The organism is Exiguobacterium sp. RIT341 (assembly GCF_000632205.1).
GTDB lineage: Bacteria > Bacillota > Bacilli > Exiguobacteriales > Exiguobacteriaceae > Exiguobacterium_A.
Genome location: NZ_JFYW01000001.1, coordinates 1,381,593 through 1,407,997, shown reverse-complemented (window position 1 = coordinate 1,407,997; position 26,405 = coordinate 1,381,593). Strand labels below are relative to the sequence as shown.

Below are 26,405 nucleotides of genomic sequence, written 5' to 3'. Positions count from 1 at the left end.
TCTCGGTCTTTTGTGTATCATGTTCTCATTTTTTCCAATTTTTAAAGCCGTCACCAAATTCGAGATGCAGTTGATCGGTAAAGATACCGTTCTGAAAGACTGGTACATCAACAGGTAGAGTGCCTTGGGGCTTAAACGTTCCGAAAATCGCTCGGATACCGGCAGGGAGGTTCGGTCCCGCTGATTTCAGATTGCCTGCTTCGGAGTCCGGTCCGTTCGGATCCCCTTTAAAACCATAGACGAGGACGTGTGCCGGTGCGTCCGGTTGAACGGCGACATCGTATGGATTGCGGAGGCTAAGCAAGACGGATGGTATATCTGTTTGTTTCGCATATCGGAAGATTGAAGCCGGAATCGCTTGTTCTGGTGCAGTAGGCAGTAGTTTGGCACTCGTATTGACGTTTGAACCGACGATGATGTAATCTGCTGCATCGAGTTGTGCCCGTAGTGTCGGGTTTTGGTCGAGCGGTAGCGTAGTAGCCGAGTAATTCGCTGTCGTTACGTGCCAGTTCCGGTTCTTAGGCAGGGAAGCAATCGTCTTTTTCATGCTGTCCGTTTGATCCGTCGCAGGGGCAATCACAAGAACATTTGCATTCTTTTTCGGCTTGAAGGGTAACGTCCGTTGATCATTTTTCACGAGTGTGACCGCGGCTTCCGTCATCGCGCGTTCTTTTACTTTATGTTCGGGACTACCGACGATTTGGTTCGCTTGCGCGAGTTTATCAGCTAAGGATGTCGTATCCGTCGTGCCATTCCATATTCCGCGTTCTGCCTTCAGCGTCAGGATCCGCTCGACCGATTGATCAATCCGTTCCTCTGACAGACGTCCGTCTTTGACTGCCGCAATCACGTCCTTGAAAATCTGGTCGAGTTTTATGACATCTTGCTCGGAACGAAGAATCGTCGGCATGAGCGCGATGTCGACACCGGCTTCAAATGTTTTCAGAACGGCTTCTGATTCCGTAAAATTGTCGGCGATCGCCTGCATGTTCAATGCATCCGTGATGACAATGCCATCGTAGCCGAGTTTTTCGCGCAGTACGCCCGTGATGACATCATCCGACAATGTCGCAGGTAAAGGGAAAGTGCCATTTTTTGACGTGACGACTTCAGACTCGATTTGCGGCATTCCGATGTGTCCTGTCATGATCATATCGATGTCTTCGGCGATGGCTCGCTTGAACGGGACGAGCTCGACTTGTTCCAGCTCCTCCAGGGACCGGTCGACAACCGGCAAGCCATAATGGGAATCGGTCGCGGTATCGCCGTGACCCGGGAAGTGTTTCGCGGTCGCTGCGACGCCTTCAGTTTGAATACCCTTCATCAAAGCGGAACCGAGCGTTCCGACGAGCTCCGGGTCACTTGAGAACGAGCGAACACCGATGACGGGATTTCCAGGGTTACTGTTGACGTCAAGAACCGGACCGAAGTTGACATTGATGCCAAGCGCATGCAGTTCGGAACCGATGATATGACCGGCATCATTGGCATACGCGCTACTACGGGTCGCACCTAACGCCATATTGCCGGGTAAGTTCGTTCCTGTTCCGAGCCGAGTGACGATGCCACCTTCTTGGTCGATCGTGACAAAGAGCGGAATATCGTTGCTGTCATCTTGTTTGACGACTTCTTGTAGATCATGAACGAGTTTTGCCGTCTGTTCGGTTTCACTGACGTTCTCAGCAAATAAAATGACGCCACCTAAATCATAGCGGTCGATGATGTTCGCGACTTCCGGAGCAAGCGACGTATGGTTACTGCCATTCCACTGCCGGAAGTCCGGCATGATCATCTGTCCGATTTTTTGTTCGAGTGTCATCGTGTCGATTTTTTGACTGATCCGATCTACTGAAGATCCTGCCTCTGCCATGACAGGCAAACTACTTGAAACGAGTACTGCTGCGAGTCCTGCTGTTAACGTGAATTGCCCGATCCTTTTCATGATGTACATCCTCCTCTAGTCAAACCACGACTGGAATTCTTTTCAATACGGACAGTATAGCAAGGTGTTTATTTTAAAACAATATTTTATTTGAAAACGATTACATTAGCAAATAAGTTTTAATAATGTTTTTGTGCATTCCGATTTGAACAAAAAAAAAGACTCCCCTTAAAGAGGAATCACTTTTTAGTCATTCGATCGATTAGCTATAGCGCTCCACGATGTTTGTCAGCTGGCGTTCGACAAATGACTGATCCTGCAGTTCACTATTGGATAGGCGTAGTTTGATCATCGACTCATCCGCTCCAGCCATTTCACTGAACAATGATCCGAGACTATGCGCACGACGATCGACTTGGACGATTAAATCAATCCCTGAGCTGTCTTGGAGCATGATGATTTCGATCTCATCCAGTTTATGAGCGTAGTGTGTATTGCGTGCTGAGTATTCAAGTTCCTGAGCAATCGGTAAATCTTTACGGAATCGTCCAGGTAATTTTTCTGTATCGGCTTTCTTTAACCGGAAGCCAAGTGACTCCATGGCATCTAAGACCGTCGTTTGGTAACGGTTTGCTTCGACGATGACAGCGTCACGGTCCGACGGATCAACGGATTGTGCGATGTCAAGTCCGGTCTCGATCCATGATTTCGATTGGCTGACGGAGAGTGGCGTATTTAGTGGCACACGTAATGTGAATGGAATTTCCCGCTCGACACCCGCTTCGATCGTGAACTTCGCTTCATTTAAGGCAAACCGGTCGAGCGTAAAGGTCGTAAACGTCGTACTATCATTGACTTCTTGTTTGTACTGCGTGTTGAATTCAAGATAAATCCGGTCAATTTCTTGATCGACGTTTCCACCTTTGATATGGACGACACCGTGGATTTGACCGCCTGGTTCACAGCGATCATCCGTCAACCGTGTGTCGACCGTTGCAGCACCGATTCCGATTTGTGAGAGAATTTTTTTGAACATGATGCATTCCTCCTTTTGATTACGTAAGAATGATGAAGCGTGTAAACTTGTCGAACAGGTACGAATTTGCTACAGTTTCGAAAGAACATTAGAAAAGGACGGGACGACTAGTGGAACTACATGAATTAAAAGCGAACCTTGCTTCGAAAATCACGCAAGGAGTACTGATCCATGCAACGATGAGCAATCCGCGTCAAAAATCCAATGATCTCCGACGAATCAAGGTAAAACCGATTCTATTAAGAGATACGGTGATGATGCAGGTTGAGTTTCAATTTGAACGCGTCATGAAGCATGAAAATATTTTAGTGGAGGATTTCATCGGTCGACTCGATGACTGGTTCACGGAATTCCGGCAATTCCTCTTCCGTTTTGAAGAAGAAGAATGGCAGTTCCAGCTCTCGAAAAAGATGAAAGTCGCGATCAAGACATCCCAAAAGGAACCGATGAAAGCACTCTTGTCGCATGACCGAAAAAAAACCTATCTATTAGAAGACGGTGTACCGGTTCCGTTTCTGATTCGTCTAGGTGTGATGACGGAAGCGGGGCAAGTCAAAAAACAGAAGTACGATAAGTTCAAGCAAATCAATCGCTTCCTTGAATTCGTCGAGGATAGCATCGCCGCCTTACCAACAGGAAAAAAACTGCGGATTTTAGACTTTGGTTGCGGGAAATCGTATTTGACGTTCGCTCTCTACCATTATTTAAAAGTCGTCAAAGGATTCGACCTTGAAGTGACAGGTCTTGATTTAAAGAAAGAAGTTATCGAAGAATGTACGCAAATTGCACGTGATCTGGATTATACCGATCTGACATTCCGCGTCGGGGACGTTCATGATTATACAGGGGAAACGGAAGTCGACCTGATGGTGACGCTTCACGCTTGTGATGTTGCGACGGACGTCGCACTCGCGCGAGCTGTCGACTGGAATGCATCAGTCATCCTAAGTGTACCGTGTTGTCAAAAGGAACTGAACCGTCAATTGGACTGCGCTCCGCTTGATGTCATGCTCCAGCACGGACTGATCAAAGAAAAATTCGCATCACTTGCGACGGACTCGATTCGTGCCGAGTTATTGACGCTTGTAGGATATGAAGCGCAATTGCTTGAATTCATCGATCTTGAGCACACACCGAAGAACATCTTGATCCGTGCGTACAAACAAAACAAGCGACCAACGGAAGAAAAAATCGACCGGTACATCGCATTCCGTGATCTGTTGCAGGCACGACCATTTTTAGAAAATGAATTAAGCGGCAGACTTGGACAGATTTCACCGAAACTCGTACAATAAGAAGGAGAACGAATCAAAGGAGGCAATACGATGGATTTCCAAATGTATTTTGAAGATGTCGTCCAAACAGCCCGCAAAGAAGCGCAAGCTGCTGGATTTGAAGAATTAACGACGCCAGAGAGCGTGGATGAAGCAATGAAACGGGAAGGTCTGACACTTGTCCTTGTCAATTCTGTTTGTGGATGTGCTGGCGGGATCGCCCGTCCTGCAGCAGCGTACGTCAATCGGAAAGAGGGCATCAAGCCCGATCATTTCGTCACGGTATTCGCTGGACAAGATCGCGAAGCGACAGACCGTGCGCGTGAATATTTCGAAGGTTATCCACCTTCATCTCCATCCTTTGCGTTAATGCAAGATGGAAACATCCTCTCGATGGTCGAGCGCTTCGACATCGAATCGTTCACGGCGGAAGAAGTCGTCGAGAAACTTGAATCATTAATTGAAATCTACGCCTAAGCGAAGAAGACTCCTGAAAAAGGAGTCTTTTTTTTGTGTATTCATAAGACTAAAATAATAAATTCTAAATTTGAAAACGTTTGCAAAATTGTATAAACAGTCATTTATGCATGATTTATGAATAGAAAGTCAAAAAAATTTATATATTTATGCTTTACAGTGAATAAATATTCGTATATCCTAAAAGCAATAGAACAGGTCAGGCTTTTCGGTATTGAATTGGACATACACATAAGTCATACTATTGTTAAAGTTCTGACAATTGAGCGTTGGAAGGGGAAAACTCGAATGAAAAAATTATTAGCAACGGCAATGGCAGGCATTCTGGCAGTCACAATGGCAGCATGTGGCGCGTCGGAAGAATCAACAGGTGGATCAAGTAAGGATGATAAAGTATTGACGATGGGAACATCAGCGGATTACTTCCCATTTGAATACATCGATACGAAAAAAGGAGAAGACATCGTCGGCTTCGACGTTGCGATCGCCAAAGAAGTTACGAAAAATCTTGGATATAAATTAAAAATCGAAGATATGGAATTCGGTAGTCTACTTGGTGCGCTTAGCTCAGGTCGTGTGGATTTCGTCATGGCGGGCATGACACCAACGGAAGAACGGAAGAAAAATGCTGACTTCACGGACATTTACTTCGAATCGAAAAACTTAGTCATGACGAAGGATAAAGCGATCAGTTCAGAAGATGAACTCAAAGGTAAAAAAATCGGTGTCCAGCTTGGTTCGATTCAAGAGGGACTCGCGAAAGACCGCTTTAAAGACAGCGAAACGGTTCCATTGAACAAAATTCCAGAAATCATTCAAGAATTGAATACAGGTCGGATCGATGCCCTCATTATCGAGGATGCAGTCGCCGTCAAATACATGGATCAAGATGCCTCCCTGAAAACGTACCAGATTAAAGAAGATGGTCCAGCTGGTTCAGCAATCGCCTTCAAAAAAGGGGATAAGATGCGTGACGATTTCAACAAAGAGCTGAAGAAAATGATTGACAGTGGTGAAATCGATAAATTAGCAGAAGAGTGGTTCCAAAAAGAAGCAAAATAAGTCAAGTGCATGGGGGTGGGGGTAACCTCATCCCTTTTGTGCGACGTTAGGAGATTGATTATGATAGACTTTACAAAGATTCAAGATTCAATTCCATATATTCTCGAGGGCATTCCGGTCCTCTTCCAAGTCGTCATCGTAGCAGCCATTGCCGGGATGCTGATCGGAATCGTCGTCGCGGCACTAAAAATCACAAAAAGTCGAATCCTCCGTTTTATCGGTCATGCCTACACAGCGATTTTCCGGGGTACACCACTGATTTTGCAACTGGCAATCGTTCACTTCGGATTACCGCAACTAACTGGATATGTCACGACAGGATACCAATCAGCAATCATCGCCTTCTCTTTGAACTCCGGAGCGTATATTTCGGAAATCATTCGGGCAGGGATTCAGGCTGTTGATCGTGGACAATGGGAAGCAGCAGACGCGCTCGGTATTTCGTATTTCAAACAACTGCGTTCGATCATTTTGCCGCAAGCCTTTAAAAATATCCTCCCAGCGATCATGAACGAATTGATCACGTTGACGAAGGAGTCGGCGCTTGTCTCGACGGTCGGCGTACTTGATGTCATGCGCCGGGCGCAAATCGTCGGAGGAGAAAAGGCAATCTATTTCGAACCGTTATTGTTTGCCGGATTCGTATATTTTGTTCTTGTCATGGGATTGAGCTTGATAGGCCAACAAGTCGAAAAAGCTATGAGAAAGAGTGGGTAATCAGATGGAACCTATGATCCAAGTCACCGATTTGCATAAGCAGTTCGGAAAATTAGAAGTATTAAAAGGTATCTCGACGACGGTTACACGCGGTGAAGTCGTCGCTGTCATCGGACCGTCGGGATCTGGTAAATCAACATTTCTACGATGTATCAATTTACTTGAACAACCAACGAGTGGGACGATCATCGTCGATGGTTTTGAACTGACAAAACCAAAGGCGAACATCTCGAAAGCACGTCAGAACATCGGCATGGTTTTCCAACAGTTCAACTTGTTCCCGCATAAGTCTGTCCTTGATAATCTGACGTACGCACCAATCAACGTCCTCGGAATTTCAAAGGACGAGGCGATTAAACGAGCAGAGACGTTACTGGAACGTGTCGGTTTAGCGGAAAAACGTGATAATTACCCGAATCAGTTGTCAGGTGGACAAAAACAACGGGTCGCGATCGCCCGCGCACTTGCGATGGAACCGAACGTCATGCTGTTCGATGAACCGACATCAGCCCTTGACCCAGAGATGGTCAACGAAGTGCTAGACGTCATGAAGCAGCTTGCTGAGAGTGGAATGACGATGGTCATCGTGACGCACGAGATGGGCTTCGCAAAAGAAGTCGCCGATCGTGTCTTGTTCCTCGATGAAGGAATTTTAATGGAAGAAGGTTCACCAGTCGAACTCTTCGACAATCCGAAGACGGACCGGGCAAAAAAATTCCTCGAAAAAGTTTTATGATCACCGTACGCTAACTCTGAAAAGGGGTTAGCGTTTTTCGATTTTTAATATAGAGGGGGATAAGAATGAAAAAACTACTGGAAGGTCATCATACTCGTCTGACACGTTTTCAACCGGAAGATACCGAAGTGATGCAACGATTGCTTGACGATGCGACATTCGCCCGTCATTTTAGTGCAACGCCATATCGTCATTTATCCATGGATAAGATTGAAAAGATGATGGCGACGGATGCACCGGAGACGTTTCGATTTGCGATTCGGAACTTTGAAGATGAACGGATGATTGGGGTGGTCGCATTAGAAGATATTTTACCGACACACGGAACGGCGTGGTTGATGATCGGCATCGATCCGGATTGTGAAGGGCAAGGGTATGCGACGGATGCGCTACAGACGATCCTCGAATACGCCTTCTTGGAGCTGAATCTGTACCGGATTCAATTGACGGTCTTTGATTATAATTTGCGTGCAATTAAATTATACGAGCGACTTGGGTTCGTGCAGGAAGGAAGATACCGTGCTTTTTTACGACGAGACGGAGAGCGGCATGACATGTTACTGTATGGATTACTTGAACCGGAATGGAGGGGTCGACAATGATTCAAGAAACGGAAGCGTTCGTCCGGTCGTTTCATGCGACGGACTTTTCAGGTCATGATTATGCTCACATTGAACGAGTTCGCCGTTTAGCGTTACATATTGCAAAACAGGAAGGCGGGAATACCCGGATCATCGAATTAGCAGCCTTACTTCATGACGTAGCAGATAGCAAACTCGGGGGAACGGCAGAGACGGTCGCCACCTTTTTGCAAGGAAAGGTGACAGAGGAGGAACAGGAACAGATTTTAAACATTATCACGAGCCTGTCCTATAAAGATGGCACACGTCCACCAATGCGAACGATCGAAGGACAAGTCGTCCAAGACGCCGACCGTCTCGATGCGATCGGCGCAATCGGGATTGCGCGAACGTTTCAGTTCGCTGGTCGGTTCGGGGAGCCAATGCATGTGCCAGGACTAACACCACGAAAGCCGGGTGATCGAACAGGCGAGACAAGTGCCCTGAATCATTTTGAAGAAAAGTTATTCCGACTAAAAGATTTAATGAATACGAAGACGGCCCATCATTTAGCGGAGGAACGGCATCGCTACATGGAAGAGTTCGTGGCTCGTTTTAAGGAGGAATGGGAGGGGGTTACGGGAGGAACAGGTGAGTTTTAAATTGTTTAACACATAAGGCGTGTTGTCCGGTTCGTTTTCCAGACAACGCGCCTTATGTTGTATTTAACTAAGGATGATGGCAGTAATTAACCCAAGTGCTGCGAACAGACCAACGATCGCGCCGCCTTCCTCGTGAGCTTCCGGCATCATCGTCGAAGCGAGCATCGCGATGATCCCACCACTTGCGAAGCCACCGATCATGGCGAACTGCATGTCTGGTAGTTCTGCGAGAACCGTATAGCCGGCGAGTGAGGCGAGGGCGGAGATTAACCAGACGACTCCCCACATCAGCAAGACTTTTTTCTTCGAAAAGCCATCTTTTCGTAACCCCGTCGTACTCGATAAACCTTCCGGGATGTTACTGACGAAAATTGCCGCGACGAGTGCCGCGCTGACATTTCCAGATAACAGACTGGCACCGATCATGATTGATTCTGGGATGGCATCAAGAATCGTCCCAAAGAAAATCGCCGTCCCCGTGCCCTCATTCCCACCAGACGAGCGTTTCCGTTTACTCGCGCCGCGTGACGAGACGAACAAGTCAAAGCCCGTAAAGACAAGTGCCCCGACGATAAAGGAAATCGCGACGACGAACGTTGTTGATTTCTTTAATGCCTCATCGAGCAACTCAAATGTCGCTGCTCCAATCAAGATTCCTGTTCCAAACGACATGATGTAACCGATCAGTCGTTGTTTTAAGGGTAAGTACAGTCCAAACAAGGCGCCAATGACAACGGCGCCACCTGCTAACGCACCCCAACCGAACGCACCCCACATATGATCGCCTCCTTCTTGTACTTTCTACCTGTTCTATATAATTCATAAACATAGCGAAAAGAAAGAAAAATAGTTCGAGACAAATGTAAGGGGCTGACTCCAAAAAAGAATGCCGCGTCTTTTCACGCTCTTTCCTCAGGCGAGACACAAGCTAGTTTTCCTGCTTCATTCAAGCAGGAAAGCAGATCTTGTTCGTCTCTGACAGCGCAAAAATGCGCTTTTTCCTGTAGGAGTGGCGTGAAACGCGTCATTCTTATCTTTGTGGAGAACGACTTCTTAAGTGATTAAATCTCAATCATCAGAATGGTTGTTTATTTAACCAATGACCACCGTCAAGAGCGATGCATTCTCCGTTCAAGTAGCGGGCTTGATCTGATACCATCCAGCTTGCGAGCGTCGCGATCTCTTCCGGTGTTCCGAATCGACCGAGTGGGACGTTGCGGCGAATTCGTTCCGCGTGTTCTGGTGATAAAGCGAGTTTATCGGCACCACCCGTTCGTTCGATCGGTCCCGGACTGATCGCGTTGACACGGGCTTGATATTTATAGCCCCATTCGACGGCAAGCGTCCGCGTCAAGTTCAGCACGCCGGCTTTTGCAGCAGCACTCGGAGCGACACCAGCGCCGGCCTGCCATGCATAAGAAGCGACGATATTGACGATTTGACCGCCAGCGACTTGATCTTCCTGCCAACCCTTGACAAGAGCGTGACAGCAGTTAAATGTCCCGTTGAGGACGATATCGATGACCGTCTTCCATCCATTCGGCGATAATTCGTCGGTTGGACAGATGAAGTTCCCGGCAGCATTGTTGATTAATGCCTCGAGACGACCGAACCGTTCGCGTGCTTGCTTGACAGCAGCAAGACAAGCGTCCGCGTCACGGACATCCATCTGAATCGTCAGATGCTCGCCTTGAATCTGTTCCAATGCTTCATCCATCAGTCGCAAGCGTTCTGCGTCACGTCCTGTAACGACGACATTCCAGCCAGCTTCCTTTAAAGCGATTGCCATCGCTTTTCCCATACCGTTTGTTCCACCCGTCACCATGATTGTTTGTGTCATATTGATTCCTCCTTTATGTAATGAATGAACGACCATTCATATTCTTTATTCAAAAAAGAAGGAGCGAACTCCTTCTTTTTTTACTTATTGTGTTGCAAGAGCTGTATCTGTTAAAACAGGAACGACTTGTTTCTTACGTGAAACGACACCTTCGAGGTAGACGAGGTTGTTCGTCGCTTCAAGACCATAAGCACGTTCGACGAGATTCGCTTCTTTCCCGAGGACGAGTCCGACTGAGTTGTTCGTCAAGATATCCGTGACGATGAAGACGAACAAATCAAGACCTTTTGCAAGGATGACTTCGTTGATCGCTGTTTCGAGTTCTTCTTGGCGAAGCAAGACTTCAGCTGTATCGACCGTGTTGACTTGAGCGATTTCGACTTTGAGTGTTCCCATCGTGAATTCTTTTGCGTCAAGTGAGATCAATTCAGGAACGGTTTTCTTCGAGAGATCAGCTCCAGCTTTGAGCATCTCAAGACCGTAGACGTTCGCATCGACACCGGCGATTTCTGCGAGTTCACGAGCTGCGATGATATCTTGCTCTGTGCAAGTCGGTGATTTGAACAGAAGCGAGTCAGAAATGATCGCTGATAGCATCAGACCAGCGATTTCTGGTTTGATTGCAACACCATGCTCTTTGTAGAGTTTGTTAAGGATCGTTGCTGTACAACCGACTGGTTCTGCCCGGTAATAGACAGGATCCGATGTCTCGAAGTTTGCGATTCGGTGATGGTCGATGACTTCTGTTACGGTAACAGCGTCGATATCGTTCGCACTTTGCTGACGTTCGTTGTGGTCGACTAAGATGACGTGTGACGCTTCTGTCGCGACTTCTGTCACTAGACGTGGTGCTGAAACTTTGAACGTATCGAGCGCGAATAACGTTTCATCATTCATCTCACCAAGACGGATTGCTTCGGCATTGACACCGAGCGCTTTCTTTAATTCTGCATAAGCGATTGCCGATGTGATTGTATCGGTATCAGGATTTTTATGACCAAATACTAAAACTTTTTCCATGACGTGTTCACTCCTCAATGATTGTTGTCTCGCCCTATAGTGTATCATATCTCGGATTTAGAAGGCGTTCATTTTCACTAGGATACCAGCGATTTTTTCACTCCAGAAGGGGTCTGACGCGTAAAAGACGTTCATGCCTTTTTGTTTGTTCCCGAGGTACGCCCCACGGAAATAACGTCCATCCCGATCGAGATAATCCTTTGCGATGAATCGGCCGGTCTGCTCGATTGAATCCGTCAAGGATTTATAAGCAGTTGCATCTTCTCCCGGGGCAGAATCCGTCGCATTGACGCCGAATAGATTATTTTTTTCGCGGGCAATCTCAGACCGTCCATAGTCGGATTCGTGGATGGCGTGTGCAAGCAGGTAGGCCGCGTTGACCCGGTATTTCTTTTCAACGGACTTAAAGACTTTTCCTTTCCCGACCAAAGGGCTGTCCGGCGCTTGCTCCTTAATGAACGCATCGAGTTGTTTGGCACTCAGGCGCGTCGGTTTCGTCAAATCACGTGTCAGTGTCTTCGATTCGACGTATTTGCTCGTCCGAGACGTCGCGTTCGTCGCTTCACCAGCGACAATCAATCCACCAAGTCCACCGTCAGCAACGATGTAGTGAAGGAGTCGATTTCCCTTCGTCTGATAGTACGACGGATTCGAGACACGTTCTGCCGGGAACGGACGTAAGCGATCCGTTGGGACATAACCAGTTGCGCCTGCGACGCTGACGCGACTCGTCTGTTCACCGAACTGAAGCAATTGGACGCGTGTGCCGGAAGCGACATAGGTAAGCCGTTTCTTTAAATCGGCGTCATGATGAATCGACAGAATACCGCGATCATCGACGATTCCGGTACCTTGTCCACCGAGATAGACGTAGCGGTCGTCCGATGAACGCTTGACAGCACCACGCTGACCCGCATACTCCTTTGCCTCGGCGAACGTTTGGAAGTCTTGTTCGTTGATTGTACCTTTCTCATAGCGCTCAGCTGTATAAGGAGCCGGTGGGGATAAAACTGTCTTCGGTTCCTCACGAAGCCAAAAGAACAAGAGAATGCCGATGAGGAAAAAGAAGAGTAATCCTTTTAGTGAGCTAGTCCGGCGCACGGGGCGACCAGGACGGATAGTGCGTGTCGTCAAAGAAAATCACGTCCTTTAAAAAGCAATGGACATTCGTGTCCAACGTAGGTAGTCTAACAAAGAAAAACAAAAGGGAGGTGAACCTGATGCAAATCGGTTATCGAACGCTGAAGACGGCAGTCGCTGCCGCGCTCGCGATGTGGATTGCGGAGCGACTTAAGCTCGATTATTACGTCTTTGCTGCGATCATTGCGATCTTGAGTATCCAATCGACACGAAAGAAGACGTTTCGGTCGTCTTACGAACGGATCATGGCGTCATTACTTGCCATCGTACTTGGATTCATTCTGTTCGAAGTCATCGGTTATCGTCCGGTTACGTTATTGATCTATTTCATTTTATTCCTTCCATCCGTTCAACGCCTCCGACTTCAGGACGGTTTCATCACGAGTGTCGTCATACTGACACATTTGTATACTGAACGTCAGCTCAACGCACACATCCTGTTGAATGAATCCTTATTGCTCGGAATTGGTGTTGGTGTCGGAATGCTTGTCAACATGTACATGCCAAGTCTTGATTTGTTGATCGACGACCGACGGGAAAAAATTGATCAACGGATCGCGTCCTTATTCTATGAAGTCGCGGCCGCGATCGAGACAGGGAGAGTCAATCATCATGCGTTGACGCTTGACGAGACGGAACGTCTGTTACATGAGGGAAAAGATGCTGCCTTAAAACGGATGGGGAATGCGATCGGTCGACGTAATGACGATGAGGACTATGCCTATTTCCGGATGCGCGAACAACAATTCGAGCTCCTACGTGGCATCGTCCATCATGCGGAGGAACTTGTTCTCGTTGTCGAAGAAGGAAAAAAAGTCGCCGCCTTCTTTCGGACGATTGGCGACAATGTCCGACCTGAAGCCGACGCAATGGTATACATTTTAGAACTAGAAGCGCTATTGACGCGTTTTCGTGCCTCTGCCTTACCCGTCACGCGGGAGGAGTTCGAGGTTCGATCTGCCTTGTTGCATATGCTGCAGGAAGCAGAGCAATATTTGCGTCTCAAACAACGCTACGTCAATCAAAAGAAATAGAACATCGTTGAAGCGAATGTTCCGAGTAGGAAAATCGCTAAGATTCCGATCGTCGTCCATTTAATGATCCGTTGTTGTTTCGATGGTCTTGCCATATCGTCATGTCCTCCTCTCTCATATCGACTGATTACTGCCATTGTACAAACAACCTTTCAGAAGTGCAAATGGCTGTCAGGATGGTATACTAATAAAGCGCTATTGGATTGAAGTATATTAGAGGAGGTTTTTGTCATGGTCAATGAACAACGCGTATTGGATACGTTTTTAGAGCTTGTCCAGATCGATTCGGAATCAAAAGAGGAAGCACGGATTTGTGCTCACTTGAAAAAAACGTTTGAGGATCTCGGATGTGACGTTTTTGAGGATGACGCTTCGTCTAAGACGGAACACAAAGGAAATAACTTGATCGTCACGCTTCCGGCAACAAAAGACGGGATCGATAAAATTTATTTCACTTCCCATATGGATACAGTATTCCCGGGTCAAGGAATCAAACCAATCATCGAGGACGGTTATGTCAAGACGGACGGCACGACGATTCTTGGAGCAGATGATAAAACGGGACTCGCTTCACTAATTGAACTCGTTCATGTACTCAATGAGACAAAACAACCACACGGAAAAATCCAGTTCGTCATTACAGTTGGTGAAGAATCTGGACTTGTTGGGGCGATGGTCCTTGATTCATCGAAAATTGATGCGGATTACGGTTTCGCACTCGATTCAGACGGAAAAGTAGGGGACATCATCACCGCTGCTCCAACCCAAGCAAAAGTCAATGCGAAGATTTTTGGAAAAACAGCTCACGCTGGTGTCGCACCAGAAAAAGGGGTCTCGGCGATTACGATTGCTTCAAAAGCCATCGCGAAGATGCCACTCGGTCGGATTGATGAAGAGACGACAGCTAACATCGGACGGTTCAGCGGTGGTGGTCCATCAACGAACATCGTTTGTGATTATGTAGAAATTTTCGCGGAAGCACGTTCACTTGTTGCTCCGAAGATGGAAGCGCAGACTGAGAAGATGAAAGCGGCGTTTGAAGAAGCAGCGGCAGAACTCGGTGGTCGTGCCGAAGTGGAAGTCAAAGTCATGTACCCAGGCTTCAAGTTCGAAGATGGAGATCAAGTTGTCGAAGTCGCAAAAGCAGCCATCACACAACTTGGACGTACACCACGTCTCTTGCATTCTGGTGGCGGATCAGATGCCAATGTCATCGCTGGTTTCGGTATTCCAACGGTCAACTTGGCGGTCGGATATGAAGATATCCATACGACGAATGAGAAGATGCCAATCGAAGAACTCGTCAAAACAGCGGAACTTTGTGTGACGTTAGTCGATTACATCACGAACAAATAAGCTGATGGAACACAAAAAGAGTGTATCGCGACATTGCGATACACTCTTTATCATTGTACGATTAAACTACTTGAGGACGATCCACATATTCCATAGACTCTAAAACGAGTTCTTCTGTACATAATAAGGTCGAAGCGATTTCATCGATTTGAATCGACTTTCCGTATTTTTGCCGATAACTCTCGTTTAGTTTACGGGCTTCCCGGACGATCCGGGCATATGTCCGTTCAATCTTAGTCATGGAAAAAACCACCTTCCAAATCTGAATAGGTACAGTTTACCATGCTTCAACAGACGAAAGGTGTATTTTGTGTATAAAAAATGCTAATTTTACGAAAAGGGGAAAAAGATGGAATTTTATTTTTTAGGGACAGGAGCCGGTATGCCGTCAAAACAACGGAACGTTACTTCGATTGCCTTGTTACACCCCAAAATGACCTGGTTGTTCGATTGTGGAGAGGCGACGCAACATCAAATCTTACACAGTCCGATTAAACCACGAAAAGTCAACGCGATCTTCATCACCCATTTACATGGGGATCATATTTTTGGATTACCAGGATTTATCAGTACGCGAGCTGCCTTAGAAGGAACGACACCGCTAACGATCTATGGACCGACAGGGATTAAGGAATGGATGGACGCGACATTAAGGATTACAGGAACATATTTACGTTATCCACTCCAGATCGTTGAAGTCGAAGATGGTCAAACATACGAACAAGATGGTTTCCGCGTGACGGTGCGGTCACTTGAGCACCGTTTTCCGGCGTTCGGGTACCGCCTAGAAGGACCAGAAGAGCGTGGGGCATTGCGTGTCGATGCACTGAAGGCACTTGGAGTTCCTTCCGGTCCACTCTATCGCCGAATCACACTGGAAGAAACCTTTGAATTCGATGGCACGGTCTACGCATCGTCTGACTTTTTAGAATCTCCCAAACCAGGTGTCAAGCTAGCGGTTCTTGGCGATACGATGCCGTGCGCGGCGTCGATAGAGCTCGCGCGAGATGTCGATGTATTAGTCCATGAAGCAACGTTTGCCGATCGAGAAGTCGAACATGCGGGACGCTTCGGTCACTCGACTGCTCGACAGGCAGCTGTCATCGCGGATACGGCGCAGGTAAAAAAGCTCCTCTTGACGCACGTATCTGCGCGTTATGTCGATCAAGAAGAAGTACTGGAACAAGAGGCACGAGAAGTATTTGCAAACAGCCATCTCATGTTTGATCACCGGGTCGTCCCGGTCAAAGGGTAAAAGATGGACTTTCTCATTTTATGGGCACTCTTTTTACTGGCTGCTAGTGGCTTAGCGTTTTTACTTGAACGGCGAACGGAAAAAGAAACATACTTGTATATGAAGTTCATTTTTTATGCGTGCCTCGGCGCCGTGTCGTTTCCAGTCTATGATATTCAATTACCGCTCGGCATCATCATCTTTTTGATCGTGTTGCATCCGAAAAAGAATTCACGTTATAAACGATACATGGCATTATTCGGGTTCTTGTTCTTCCTGTTTCAACTGTTCCTCGGACCGTTTGATGCCGGAACGTTGCGGGAAGAAACTCAACAGATTGGTCGCGTGACCATCACGGATGATTCGTTCGATCGCTTTCTCGCACAAGTCGAACGCCGTGTAGGAGAAGACGGATTACGGTTGGAACAAAGCCAGCTAATGTTCGATCGAGGCGGGAATCTACGGAATGCTTCGTTTGAGATGCTCGTCCAAACTCCGAAACGGTTCATTCGTTATGATGTCAGTTATCAAGAGTTGACCGGAACGATTTCCTATCGACCACGTGAAGAGTTGGCAACGAAATCATTGATATCGTATTATCAAAAACTGATTGATGCGAACCAATCGTTTGAGACGTTACGAAAACTCTCGATGCATGAGATTTTACATGATTCCAAAACCCCCTATGTCGAGATGGATCTCGATGGGCTCTACGAAACGTTTAGTCTGCAGGATGCGACAGTATTTTTGATTGATGACAAAGGAAAACTTATTCCGTATGTTAATACAGGGGACGATGTCTTAGCGAATGCGATTCGCCTGACCTATCTGCGGTCTGACGGTCAATCATTACGAGACAAAACCATTCTGTTATACAATTACAGCTTTGAGACCTCAAGGCGAAAAGGAGTCGTACGATGAAAAAATGGTTATTTGCTGCAAGTATCGTGTTACTTGCCGGTTGCGCAGAAGCAAAAGAGGAACAACAAACAGCGTCTTGTGAGACCGAAGTCAAGGTGTCGGTCGTGGATCACGTCAAGGATAAGACATTATTCGATAAAGACGTGTGTTTAAATAAAAAAGATACAGCACTGGATGCGCTTGAAGATACAACGCTTGATGTCGTTAAAACAGGTAAAGGTGAGATGGCATATGTAACGGCAGTCGATGGGATTCGTGAAAAGTCAGCTGGAGCAGGGAGTGGCTGGGTCTTCGGTGTCAACGGAAAACCCGGGGAAGTCGGTGCCGGGAGTTATGAACTGAAAAAAGGAGACCGTCTCGAATGGCGGTTTGAAAAAGATGCAATGGCTTATTTTGAGTAAACCAGAACGGGAGCGACTTCACCCAGTGAACGTCGCTCTCTTTTTCATCGGGATGATTACGATTCCATTCGTCCTCACACACGATCAAACGATCATCGTGGTCTATCATCTACTCTTGTTCTTATTCGTTCAAGAGCGGACTATTTTTCGATATCTCTTACTTCCTGCTCTCTATGCCGTCATGATGTGTGTACCACTCTTATATGGAGCAAGCATCGATTCGTTTGCCATATATGAAACGACGATCCAGGTGACATTATTCGTCACCTCAAGTCAATGGATCTTCACGTTAGTTCGACTTGATCAGATGGGACCGTTGTTTCGTTTCCTACCCCGACTAACACGATTGACGGGTATGGTCCTGGCACTAATTCCCTCGTTTTTACGGACTTGGCCGGAGGTTAAGATGAGTCATCCTGATGCGTCGCTTGGCATTCGTCTGGAACGGATGGCGGCCTATCATATCATCCCGATCGAAGCGGCACCGTCTCGTTTACGACCGTTCGCGCGACGGGATGTTCAGACCGGAGTCCTGCTAACAATGGGAGTCCTGCTTTGTTTCACATCATGGGCAATCGCTTCGGCTCTGTTGCTACCAATATCATTATTAGTTACAAAGGGAGGAATGCGGGATGCCTATCATGTATACCGACAACGATCGAGAAGAGCGACTGCGACATCAGGCAATCGAGCATGATCAATCAGTCTTGACACCAGAGCGCCTCCTACATGGACGTGTCCGGGACTTGCTTGCGACCGTCTCCTTGTTTCGAGCCGGAGAACTCGCGACCTTACTTGGCTTAGAAGCCTTTTTTGAAGCGGAGTCGAGTGAACTTTCGGCTGGGGAACAACAGCTCGTCGGACTCGGTCATGCCTTGTCTTCGTCACCAAATACCCTGTTCTTGTCGGAACCGTTCCTCTTTCTTGATCATGTCAGGCGAAAGAGATTAATGGGATTGCTTGAAGAAATCGAACGACGGTTTGGTTGTCAGATCCATTGCTCGATGACGATACAATCCGACTTGTCCATCACGAGTCGCGCCACTGAACTGACAGGTCGTATCCTGAATCGGATCGAAAACGTCCAACACCGTTATCCGTTACAGACACGCTATGCACTCGTGACAGAAAAATTGTCGTTTCACCAAGGTGAACGCATTGCGATCGTCGGTGCGAATGGTAGTGGGAAATCGACGTTACTACGACTCGCGCTCGGTGTCGAGCGCCCGCTATACGGAAAAGTCCGGCGGTCGGGGGAGACGCATTATGTACCAGCGCATCCGATGCTTGCGCCATTAGACGATCGAAGCGGTAGTTTTACGACGCAAAAAAAACGTCTCTTGGACGGTATCGAATGGAGTAAAGACAGCTATTACTTTGATGAACCGACGGCTGGACTTGATGACAGCGCACGAATGGATTTTGTCGCATCGTGGAAGAAGAATCCAACAAATCTGATCGTTATGGCGACGCATGATCCAGTTCTAATTCGGGCAGCACAGCGGATCATCTATCTCGTGCACGGAGAAGTGGCTTTCGATGGACCAACGAAGCACTTTTTACAAGAAAGTCGGTTGTTCGTATGATCGTCGTAACGGTTCTGATCGTTTCTTTGTTCTTGATCATGTTTGAGAGACTTCAGGTGACAGATCAACGATTACGGTTCATCGCTATCATGACGGCAGCGGCAATCGTTGGACGTTTGTTGTTTTCCAGTTTGCCGAACATTCAGCCGGCAACGGCCCTCGTCTTATTAGTAGCCGTCTTCGTTCATCCAATCGCCGGTGCTATCTCTGGGATGCTCATCGTCGTATTGACGAGTTTATTTTTAGGAAGCGGTCCGTTCGTCCTCTTTCAGGCGCTGGCGTATGCAACGATTGCCAGTTTAGGATTCATTCCGTTTCTTCGATCCCGAATCGTATTGACCGGGTATGGTTTTTTTGCTGGCTTTTTATATGGATGGGTGAGCAATCTCGGTTTCTTGGTATTAACCGGGTTCTCGTGGCAAGCCTTTTTGACATTACTTGTGACCGGGGGAACGTTTGACTTACTTCATGGATTCAGTAACGCGGTATTCATCTGGATATTGTTTCCGATTTTTTTACGAATTTTGCATTCATTCGATGAAAAGAGGGGTACAGAATAGTAACATACCGAACAGGAGGGAAGGCATATGCTGGGATCATCGATTTCGCTTGCTTATGTCGTCATGTTACTCATCGTCTCGAGCATCGGCTTAGTGTTTGGTAGTATTTTGTTGATGAAAGGTACCATTAGAGGACGCTACGCCGCTTGTTACTTACTCGCTGCCTCCGTTTTCCCGGGCGCCATGTTGATTACCTCATCAGAAGGATTACAATGGCAATATTTACGATTCGAGAGTTCATGGTTCCTCGCGATTGTTTCCTGGTTACTCGTCTTATCGACGGGGTACCTCGTCTCAATCACGGGTGCGCTCGTCGTTCGTTATCTGTATCATTATACGATGACATTTGATCGCGTCAAACGTTATGTGACGCGACGCTTTCGTCATCGCGAAGCGTAAATACAAAAACGGAAGAACCAGATATCTGGCTCTTCCGTTTTTTCATGAATTCGCGTACAGGAGATCTTCTTCTGTCGAGGATTCTTGCTGACGTGCAGGATTTTGGATTCTTCCTGTTACTTCCGTTAGGAGACGACGCGGCAGGAGACGAGACAAGGAAACCATGGCCCGGTTGCTTACACCTGGAACGACGACGCGGCGTCCTTTGAGCATGCCACGGTACCCAGCGAATGCGACGAGGTGTGACGGCATACTCTTGAACGGTAGCGTGATGTTCGCCCGGTCGAAGAAGTTCGTATCGGTCGGTCCTGGGCAGAGACAAGTCACACTGACACCCGAGCCGTCGACTTCTGTCGCAAGTGCTTCCGAGAACGACAGGACATAGGCTTTCGTTGCATAGTAGACACTCATGTATGGTCCTGGCATGAAGGCAGCGACCGACGCGACATTCAAGATGCGTCCGAAGCCACGTTCGACCATTCCCGGTAAGAGACGTTTCGTCAAATCCGTCAAGGCGACGACGTTGACCTGAATCGAGTTAATGTCTTCTGTTGGATCGATTTCCGCAAAGCGTCCCGACGTGGCGAAGCCGGCATTATTGAACAATAGATCGACCGTCAATTCTTGTTCCTCTAAGTATTGCACGAGACGATCAACGTTGTCGCTTAGTGATAAATCAGCAGCGAATACATAGACCTTGATCTGATAGCGTTTTTCAAGGATCTGTTGAAGCTCCTTCAATTTTTTCTCATTGCGGGCAATAAGGACACAATCAAAACCATCGCGCGCTGCGAGAACAGCGAGATCGAGTCCGATTCCACCTGATGCACCGGTAATCAGTGCCGTTTTTCGTAACATAGGACATTCCTCCATTCGAAATCGTGAATCTGAGTCTAGTGTATACCATTCCATACCGTTCCCGCGAATCCTGTTTAGTAAGCATTTACTTTTCTTATCACTGGTCCAACCAGTATGATAGAACAGTAGAGGGGAAGTGGAACAGATGAGGAAAAAAGTAACCGTCGCCTTGTTGCTCGCGACGTTTTTAGCCGCGATCGAGGGGACGATCGTTGCAACAGCAACACCTGTCATGGCGAGTGAATTGAACGGGGCGAAATTAGTCAGTTGGATCTTTGCCGGGTTCTTATTGTTCATGGCGGTATCAACGCCGATTTACGGCAAGATGGCAGATTTATATGGTCGAAAACGGGTTCTGTTATTCGGGATTGGCGTCTTCACCGTCGCTTCGTTAGCCTGTGGACTCGCTCAATCGATGGAGATGTTGATCGTTTTCCGCGCCGTTCAAGGAATCGGGGCAGGAGCTGTATTGCCGATCGCGATGACGATCATCGGTGATTTGTATACATATGAGGAACGAGGGAAAATCCAAGGAGTGCTCAGTGCCGTGTGGGGGATTTCGGGTGTCGCTGGACCACTTGTCGGTGGATTCCTCGTCGAATCGCTTTCGTGGCGGTATATTTTCTTACTAAACGTACCGTTTGCCTTGTTATCGTTTTTCATGATCGTCGTTTACTACAAAGAGACGGTCAGGGAAACGGAGCGGAAAATCGATTACCGGGGTGCCTTATTGTTTGCGCTCGGGATGAGTGCGTTTCTGTACGGTTTATTGTCGGGCAGTGAGTCGGAGACGTTCTTGCGGCCGATCATTCTAGCGAGCTTTTTCATTAGTTTCGTATTATTGTTCACGTTCTATCGGGTCGAGAAAAAGGCGAGCGATCCACTCTTGCCACCAGCAGTCATTCGCCATCCGGTCATTCTCGTGATCAACTTAGCGGTCTTCTTTTCCGCCTGGGTGCTCGTCTCGATGTCAGCGTATATTCCGATTTTTGCCCAAGGGGTACTCGGGAAGAGTCCGACCGAAGCTGGTTTCATGTTGATGCCACTGTCGCTTTTTTGGACGCTGACCGCCATCATCGGTGGACGGACGATTGGTGTCGCCTCACCCCGGTACCGGACTATGACAGGAATGGGGCTGCTGATCGTCGGTACAGTAATTTTATCGTTGATCACGCGCGAATCAAGTGATGTTTTCATCTATCTTGCCGTTTCGCTGATCGGAATTGGTTTTGGTCTCTCGCAACCCGTCTTTATGGTCGTCTTGCAGACTTCCGTCGATTGGTCACTTCGTGGCTCAGCGACGGCCGTCAACTCGTTCTTGAGTACGACGGGGCAGACGCTTGGTGTTGCGATCTTCGGTACGATCTTCAACCTATCCATCCTTCGTTCGTTTGCAGCGTCGGACACGCTTTCAGGGTACGCGATTGATCCATTCTTCCAATCAAGTACGGCTAAAAAGTTCGGGCAAGACGTGCAGTATGCGGCAGAAATTGCGTTGTCGCATGGATTACGTTACGTCTTCATTGGCGGAGTCCTTTGTGCGATTCTTGCGTTTGTGATGACATGGCGTTTACCGAAAGTTCGACCTGACGATCCACGATCGTAACGAAAAAGCGAACCAGGATGATCATCATCCTGGTTCGCTTTTGTCATGAGGAAGATTGACTAGTGGCACTTTCACGCTGGGCGAGCTGTTCACGAATATCACGTTCATTGCGTCGGAGGAACAATCCGATTCCAATCAAGAGTAAAGCAGCACCGGTGATTTGAATCCATGTTAACTTCTCGTTAAACAGATAATACCCAAAGATCATGCCCCAAACCGCTTCGCCAAGGATCGTGATGCTGACGATGCTAGCGCTGACACGAGCGAGCGCCCAGTTGAATAAATTGTGACCGAGTAACGTTGGGAAGACGGCAAGAAGAATATACAGCCACCAGTCTTGTTGGAACGCAGCGACGAGATTCGTTGATTGAATCAATGATAACAAAAGCAAGACGAGCGACGCGACAGCGTAGACACCGAACGAATAGAGATTCGTCGAAACGCTTGTGCGGACGTGTTGACCGAGCAACCAGTAACCAGCGACTAAAATCGTTGCGAGCAAAGCAAGACCGTCCCCGATCAAGGCGCGCATGCCGACGGCGATATCTCCGTAAGCGACGAGACCGCCACCGAACAAGGCGACAGCGACGAACAGGAGTGCCTTGCGCGACGGGTGTTGTTTGAAAAATAACGCGTTACCGGCAAGGACAAAAATCGGACTTGCGGTCACGAAGAGCGTTGAGCTCGCAACTGTCGTATAATCAAGAGAGAGAAACCACAGCCAAAAATGCCCGGCGAGCAAAATGCCACTTAATAGCATATGCCGAATCGTCGACGAACTGAGTTGCAAAAGTTCCTTCAAGCGAATGAGTGGGAGCAACAATAAGGTCGAGAACAGCATGCGGTAAAAGGCGACAGCCTCGATCGGGGTCTCCGCCCATTTGACGAAGATTGCCGATGTTGAAATAAAGAATAAAGCCATGAATAACGTAAAATAGGGCATGGGTACCTCCACATGTCTGAAGTAAGGAAATGAGGGTGAAGCGTGTGCAATTGATCATTGCTGAAAAACCAAAACAAGCTGAAAAACTGGCAGCTCCGTATCCGTCTGTGAAGCGGGACGGCTATATCGAAATCAAACCGTGTGACCGATTTCCGCAAGGGGCAAAACTCGCCTACGCGGTTGGACATTTATGCGAACTGCAGGAGCCGGCGCATTATGACGCCAAGTGGAAACGATGGAACTATGACCATTTGCCAATTATCCCGGAACGATTTGATTACCGACTGGCAAAAGGTAAAAGTAAACCGTACCAAGTCATCAAAAAATTATTGAATGAGCGGACGACGACTTCCATCATTATAGCATCGGATGCCGAGCGAGAGGGAGAGGCAATCGTCCGATTGATCTTACGTCTCGCGAACAACGCAAAACCACTGCAACGACTCTGGATTTCGAGTCTGACGCCGCAAGCCGTTGACCATGGGTTTGCGAATCTGCTTGATGGAAAGGAAACAGAGAACATCTTCCATGAGGCGATGAGTCGCGCTTGCGCCGATTGGCTGATCGGGATGAATGCGTCCCGTGCGTATACGACGTTACTGAAGAAGAAGGGCATCGCCGACGTCTTTTCCCTCGGACGAGTCCAGACACCGACGCTTGCACTGATCGTCGAACGGGAAAAACAGATCGAGGATTTCCGACCGGAGACATATTATGAAGTCGAGGCGGATTTTACGCGATACAAAGGAAAATATATCAATGCGCAGAAACAGACGAAGCTGAGTGATCGGGAACAGGCACAAGCAATCGTGGATCGGACGAAAGGAATCGGAATCGTCGCCTCCATCGAGAAAAAACGGCAGACGGAACGACCGCCATTTTGGTTCAGTTTATCGCTCTTACAAACCGAAGCGAGCCGACGGTTTGGTCTCGGTGCAAAAGAGACGCTCGATATCGCGCAAAAACTCTATATCCGTGGTTGGATCAGTTATCCGCGAACAGACTCGTCCTTCGTGACCAAAGAGGAAGCGGGACAGTTCCCAGTCATTCTTGATCGGTTATTAAAACAAGCGGAATATAGTCCAATCAAGGATGTCCTGACGAACAATCCAGCAAACGATAAACGCTACGTCAATCCGGCGAAGGTCAGCGACCACTATGCGATCATTCCAACAGAAGAGGCGGGTGCCGTCGCCAAGCTCTCTGGACGAGATGCGCAAGTCTACGATTTAATCGTTCGCCGTTTCCTTGCTGCCTTTGCACCGGACGCCGTCTCGGAGAAGACGGAAATCGTGACGACGCGTGAGATGGACCGTTTTTTGACACGCGGCAGTCGGACGATTGATCCGGGTTTTAAACAAGTCTTACAAATCGAGTCAAAAGAAGTCGAATTGCCAGCCGTCGAACGAAGACAAGAGATGCCGATCAAAGGCTGTCGTCTGCTCGAGAAACAAACGGAGCCGCCGAAACGCTATACGGAAGGGACGCTCATCCTCGGTATGAAAACAGCTGGTAAGTTGCTTGAAGACGAGCTGCAAGCGATCATGAAGGAAGTCGAGGGACTCGGGACGGAAGCGACCCGTGCCGGGATCATCGACGGACTAAAACGGCGGGAATACATCAAACTCGTCAAAAAAGAGATTCATCCGACGCCAAAAGGTCGGATCTTGATCGATGCCGTGACGGGGAGTATTCTTGCTTCGCCAGAGATGACAGCGAAGTGGGAGAGCCGTCTCGAGCAAATCGGTAAAGGGGAAGCGTCTGCCGCCCAGTTCATTGAACAGGCGAAGAAACTGTCGGAGCATCTCGTCGTTGATGCCAAGCAACGGATCGAACAACTCGCTGTTGATCCGACGCAAGTCAAGAGTAAGTCCCCGCGTGGTGCGACAAATCGTCCGGTTGGTCCGTGCCCGCTGTGCCAATCAGCGGTTCTTGATCGTGGGAAGTTCTATGGTTGTAGTGGGTATCAAAAAAACAACTGCGGCTTTACGTTACCGAAAACGATCCTTGGTGCTCGATTGACACAAACGGAAGTCAAAAAGGTACTCGCTGGACAAAAAACGAAGCCACTCGAGATGAAGAAGAATGCCCGCCAGTTCAAGGCGATGCTTTATCTCGAACGCGAACAATTAAAATTTGAATTCACGAAAGGGGAAGACTGATGCAATACGAACTGATTCAAAATCAAACGTTTCGTCCTGTCTTTGAACGACTTTTACAGGAAGGGCACCGCTTAACGGTCTGGTTTCCGGATCATATTGAGGTGCAGTCAGCAGAAGGACTCGTCGAAGAAGCAGAAGAACTATTCGGTGTGACAGCAGAAGTGATCGATGATCCACAATCATTCGGCAAGCATATCCTCCTCCCATACTTGACGGAAGTCGAGCACCGGGAAGATGGATTCATCCGCTATGAAGCTGAACTGACGGAGGAGTTACGTCAACTCGTACGCGAATTGACGTTACCGATGTTGACAGAGGGTGACTTTGAGGTGTTGTATTCGTATCAAATCGAGACGGAGACGGAACGGTTCTTCGTTGAAGACTGGTTCCAAGCCGAATTACAAAAACTACCTAACTAGGTGAAACTTTCTTGAAGAGGATAACGTAGGATAAGTGATCGTTATTATTCTATTCATTTGGAGGGCTCATCATGTTCACAGTAGCATTCATGGAAAGCGAACTGGGAGGCGACGGCTTCTTTTCAGGTATGCCGATTTTCATGGTCGGATTTTTCGTTCTCATCATCGGTTTCATTCTGTTCGGAGTCATCTCTTCAGCCTCAAAAGGAATCTCAACAAATTCATTGACGCAACAACTGCGCGAGCATGCAGCGCGTCTTGTCAGTCCAGTGGAATCAGATGCACTAAACTACGTCGCTTACTTAGAAACGCTAACAAGTTTTCCGGTCGAAAAGACGAACCTTGAACCGTTACGGATTGCGACCGGTATTTTAAGGCTCATTCAAGGAGCAGATCAGATTTCTGAAACGACTGAAAAACAAGTCTTAGCCCAGTATTTACGACTTGGCATTTTGGATGCGGATCATTTAGCGGATGAACAGCCAGTTCGGAGCCATAGTCACCACCATCATCATTGAAA

Annotated in this window: 29 protein-coding genes; 20 read left to right on the top strand and 9 right to left on the bottom strand. The window is 47.8% G+C overall.

Translation table 11 applies throughout. The features are described 5' to 3' along the window. Nucleotides 1-25: 25 nt before the first annotated feature. The gene (locus BW42_RS07375) at nt 26-1,942 is read right to left on the bottom strand and encodes a glycoside hydrolase family 3 protein (RefSeq protein ID WP_035409039.1); all 1,917 of its coding nucleotides are present in this window, start codon (nt 1,940-1,942) and stop codon (nt 26-28) included. Nucleotides 1,943-2,144: 202 nt separating this feature from the next. Beyond that, on the bottom strand, nt 2,145-2,918 hold the full coding sequence (locus BW42_RS07370; RefSeq protein ID WP_035409037.1) for a sporulation protein: 774 nt from the start codon (nt 2,916-2,918) through the stop codon (nt 2,145-2,147). A 110-nt stretch (nt 2,919-3,028) separates the two neighbouring features. Between BW42_RS07370 and BW42_RS07365 the strand changes: the two genes are divergently transcribed. From BW42_RS07365 to BW42_RS07335, 7 genes are all read left to right on the top strand, one after another. Then, nucleotides 3,029-4,213 (top strand): SAM-dependent methyltransferase, encoded by a 1,185-nt coding sequence (locus tag BW42_RS07365; RefSeq protein ID WP_035409035.1) that lies wholly within the window; start codon nt 3,029-3,031, stop codon nt 4,211-4,213. 30 nt (nt 4,214-4,243) lie between these two features. Beyond that, nucleotides 4,244-4,669 carry a BrxA/BrxB family bacilliredoxin gene (locus BW42_RS07360; RefSeq protein WP_023467616.1) on the top strand — a complete coding sequence of 142 codons (426 nt, stop codon included), beginning with the start codon at nt 4,244-4,246 and terminating at the stop codon, nt 4,667-4,669. 288 nt (nt 4,670-4,957) lie between these two features. Next, complete coding sequence (locus tag BW42_RS07355) at nt 4,958-5,731, top strand: transporter substrate-binding domain-containing protein (RefSeq protein ID WP_035409033.1); 774 nt, start codon at nt 4,958-4,960, stop codon at nt 5,729-5,731. A 57-nt stretch (nt 5,732-5,788) separates the two neighbouring features. Next, entirely contained in the window at nt 5,789-6,448 is a 660-nt protein-coding gene (locus BW42_RS07350) for an amino acid ABC transporter permease (protein ID WP_035409731.1), read from the top strand. Between the two features lie 13 nt (nt 6,449-6,461). Next, nucleotides 6,462-7,184, top strand: coding sequence for an amino acid ABC transporter ATP-binding protein (locus tag BW42_RS07345; RefSeq protein ID WP_035409728.1), 723 nt, complete (start codon nt 6,462-6,464; stop codon nt 7,182-7,184). A gap of 65 nt (nt 7,185-7,249) precedes the next feature. Beyond that, nucleotides 7,250-7,786 carry a GNAT family N-acetyltransferase gene (locus BW42_RS07340; protein ID WP_035409031.1) on the top strand — a complete coding sequence of 179 codons (537 nt, stop codon included), beginning with the start codon at nt 7,250-7,252 and terminating at the stop codon, nt 7,784-7,786. Continuing rightward, a complete protein-coding gene (locus BW42_RS07335) occupies nt 7,768-8,406 on the top strand; it encodes an HD domain-containing protein (RefSeq protein WP_035409030.1) in 639 nt (212 codons plus the stop codon). Before BW42_RS07340 ends, BW42_RS07335 begins: the two co-directional genes overlap by 19 nt. A gap of 63 nt (nt 8,407-8,469) precedes the next feature. Here BW42_RS07335 and BW42_RS07330 read toward each other — a convergent pair whose 3' ends face one another. The 4 genes from BW42_RS07330 to BW42_RS07315 all read right to left on the bottom strand — a co-directional run bounded on the left by BW42_RS07330 (nt 8,470) and on the right by BW42_RS07315 (nt 12,400). Then, nucleotides 8,470-9,183 (bottom strand): ZIP family metal transporter, encoded by a 714-nt coding sequence (locus BW42_RS07330; protein ID WP_035409029.1) that lies wholly within the window; start codon nt 9,181-9,183, stop codon nt 8,470-8,472. Nucleotides 9,184-9,481: 298 nt separating this feature from the next. Next, the gene (fadH, locus tag BW42_RS07325; RefSeq protein ID WP_035409027.1) at nt 9,482-10,246 is read right to left on the bottom strand and encodes a 2,4-dienoyl-CoA reductase; all 765 of its coding nucleotides are present in this window, start codon (nt 10,244-10,246) and stop codon (nt 9,482-9,484) included. A gap of 84 nt (nt 10,247-10,330) precedes the next feature. After that, entirely contained in the window at nt 10,331-11,266 is a 936-nt protein-coding gene (locus BW42_RS07320) for a manganese-dependent inorganic pyrophosphatase (protein WP_035409025.1), read from the bottom strand. Between the two features lie 57 nt (nt 11,267-11,323). Further along, entirely contained in the window at nt 11,324-12,400 is a 1,077-nt protein-coding gene (locus BW42_RS07315) for an N-acetylglucosaminidase (protein ID WP_035409023.1), read from the bottom strand. Between the two features lie 86 nt (nt 12,401-12,486). Here BW42_RS07315 and BW42_RS07310 point away from each other — a divergent pair, with 86 nt between their 5' ends. Next, a complete protein-coding gene (locus BW42_RS07310) occupies nt 12,487-13,440 on the top strand; it encodes an aromatic acid exporter family protein (RefSeq protein ID WP_035409021.1) in 954 nt (317 codons plus the stop codon). A 231-nt stretch (nt 13,441-13,671) separates the two neighbouring features. Then, complete coding sequence (locus BW42_RS07305) at nt 13,672-14,796, top strand: M20/M25/M40 family metallo-hydrolase (RefSeq protein ID WP_035409019.1); 1,125 nt, start codon at nt 13,672-13,674, stop codon at nt 14,794-14,796. 61 nt (nt 14,797-14,857) lie between these two features. On the opposite strand, the gene BW42_RS07300 is transcribed toward BW42_RS07305, so the two are convergent. After that, nucleotides 14,858-15,037: a hypothetical protein gene (locus tag BW42_RS07300; protein ID WP_023467629.1), complete on the bottom strand. Its 180-nt coding sequence runs from the start codon at nt 15,035-15,037 to the stop codon at nt 14,858-14,860. Between the two features lie 108 nt (nt 15,038-15,145). Here BW42_RS07300 and rnz point away from each other — a divergent pair, with 108 nt between their 5' ends. Genes rnz through BW42_RS07265 form a run of 7 tightly spaced genes read left to right on the top strand, consistent with a single transcriptional unit; the run spans nt 15,146 to nt 19,897 of the window. After that, nucleotides 15,146-16,051, top strand: coding sequence for a ribonuclease Z (gene rnz, locus BW42_RS07295; RefSeq protein WP_035409018.1), 906 nt, complete (start codon nt 15,146-15,148; stop codon nt 16,049-16,051). A 3-nt stretch (nt 16,052-16,054) separates the two neighbouring features. Continuing rightward, a complete protein-coding gene (locus BW42_RS07290) occupies nt 16,055-16,951 on the top strand; it encodes a hypothetical protein (protein WP_035409016.1) in 897 nt (298 codons plus the stop codon). Then, nucleotides 16,948-17,352: a DUF4430 domain-containing protein gene (locus BW42_RS07285; RefSeq protein WP_035409014.1), complete on the top strand. Its 405-nt coding sequence runs from the start codon at nt 16,948-16,950 to the stop codon at nt 17,350-17,352. Before BW42_RS07290 ends, BW42_RS07285 begins: the two co-directional genes overlap by 4 nt. Continuing rightward, nucleotides 17,330-18,049: a hypothetical protein gene (locus tag BW42_RS07280; protein ID WP_035409011.1), complete on the top strand. Its 720-nt coding sequence runs from the start codon at nt 17,330-17,332 to the stop codon at nt 18,047-18,049. The genes BW42_RS07285 and BW42_RS07280 overlap by 23 nt, the downstream gene beginning before the upstream one ends. After that, on the top strand, nt 17,985-18,938 hold the full coding sequence (locus BW42_RS07275; RefSeq protein WP_035409009.1) for an ABC transporter ATP-binding protein: 954 nt from the start codon (nt 17,985-17,987) through the stop codon (nt 18,936-18,938). Before BW42_RS07280 ends, BW42_RS07275 begins: the two co-directional genes overlap by 65 nt. Then, nucleotides 18,935-19,498, top strand: coding sequence for a hypothetical protein (locus BW42_RS07270; protein WP_035409007.1), 564 nt, complete (start codon nt 18,935-18,937; stop codon nt 19,496-19,498). Before BW42_RS07275 ends, BW42_RS07270 begins: the two co-directional genes overlap by 4 nt. A 27-nt stretch (nt 19,499-19,525) precedes the next feature. Next, nucleotides 19,526-19,897 (top strand): hypothetical protein, encoded by a 372-nt coding sequence (locus BW42_RS07265; RefSeq protein ID WP_035409004.1) that lies wholly within the window; start codon nt 19,526-19,528, stop codon nt 19,895-19,897. A gap of 42 nt (nt 19,898-19,939) precedes the next feature. Here BW42_RS07265 and BW42_RS07260 read toward each other — a convergent pair whose 3' ends face one another. Continuing rightward, nucleotides 19,940-20,755 carry an SDR family oxidoreductase gene (locus BW42_RS07260; protein ID WP_035409002.1) on the bottom strand — a complete coding sequence of 272 codons (816 nt, stop codon included), beginning with the start codon at nt 20,753-20,755 and terminating at the stop codon, nt 19,940-19,942. 145 nt (nt 20,756-20,900) lie between these two features. Between BW42_RS07260 and BW42_RS07255 the strand changes: the two genes are divergently transcribed. Beyond that, on the top strand, nt 20,901-22,361 hold the full coding sequence (locus BW42_RS07255; protein WP_035409000.1) for an MDR family MFS transporter: 1,461 nt from the start codon (nt 20,901-20,903) through the stop codon (nt 22,359-22,361). 43 nt (nt 22,362-22,404) lie between these two features. On the opposite strand, the gene BW42_RS07250 is transcribed toward BW42_RS07255, so the two are convergent. After that, nucleotides 22,405-23,304 (bottom strand): DMT family transporter, encoded by a 900-nt coding sequence (locus BW42_RS07250; RefSeq protein ID WP_035408998.1) that lies wholly within the window; start codon nt 23,302-23,304, stop codon nt 22,405-22,407. Nucleotides 23,305-23,348: 44 nt separating this feature from the next. Here BW42_RS07250 and BW42_RS07245 point away from each other — a divergent pair, with 44 nt between their 5' ends. The 3 genes from BW42_RS07245 (at nt 23,349) to BW42_RS07235 (ending at nt 26,403) form a co-directional block, all read left to right on the top strand. Beyond that, complete coding sequence (locus tag BW42_RS07245) at nt 23,349-25,466, top strand: type IA DNA topoisomerase (protein WP_035408996.1); 2,118 nt, start codon at nt 23,349-23,351, stop codon at nt 25,464-25,466. Further along, nucleotides 25,466-25,885, top strand: coding sequence for a hypothetical protein (locus BW42_RS07240; protein WP_035408994.1), 420 nt, complete (start codon nt 25,466-25,468; stop codon nt 25,883-25,885). Before BW42_RS07245 ends, BW42_RS07240 begins: the two co-directional genes overlap by 1 nt. A gap of 71 nt (nt 25,886-25,956) precedes the next feature. After that, entirely contained in the window at nt 25,957-26,403 is a 447-nt protein-coding gene (locus tag BW42_RS07235; protein ID WP_035408992.1) for a hypothetical protein, read from the top strand. The last annotated feature ends 2 nt before the right edge of the window (nt 26,404-26,405 follow it).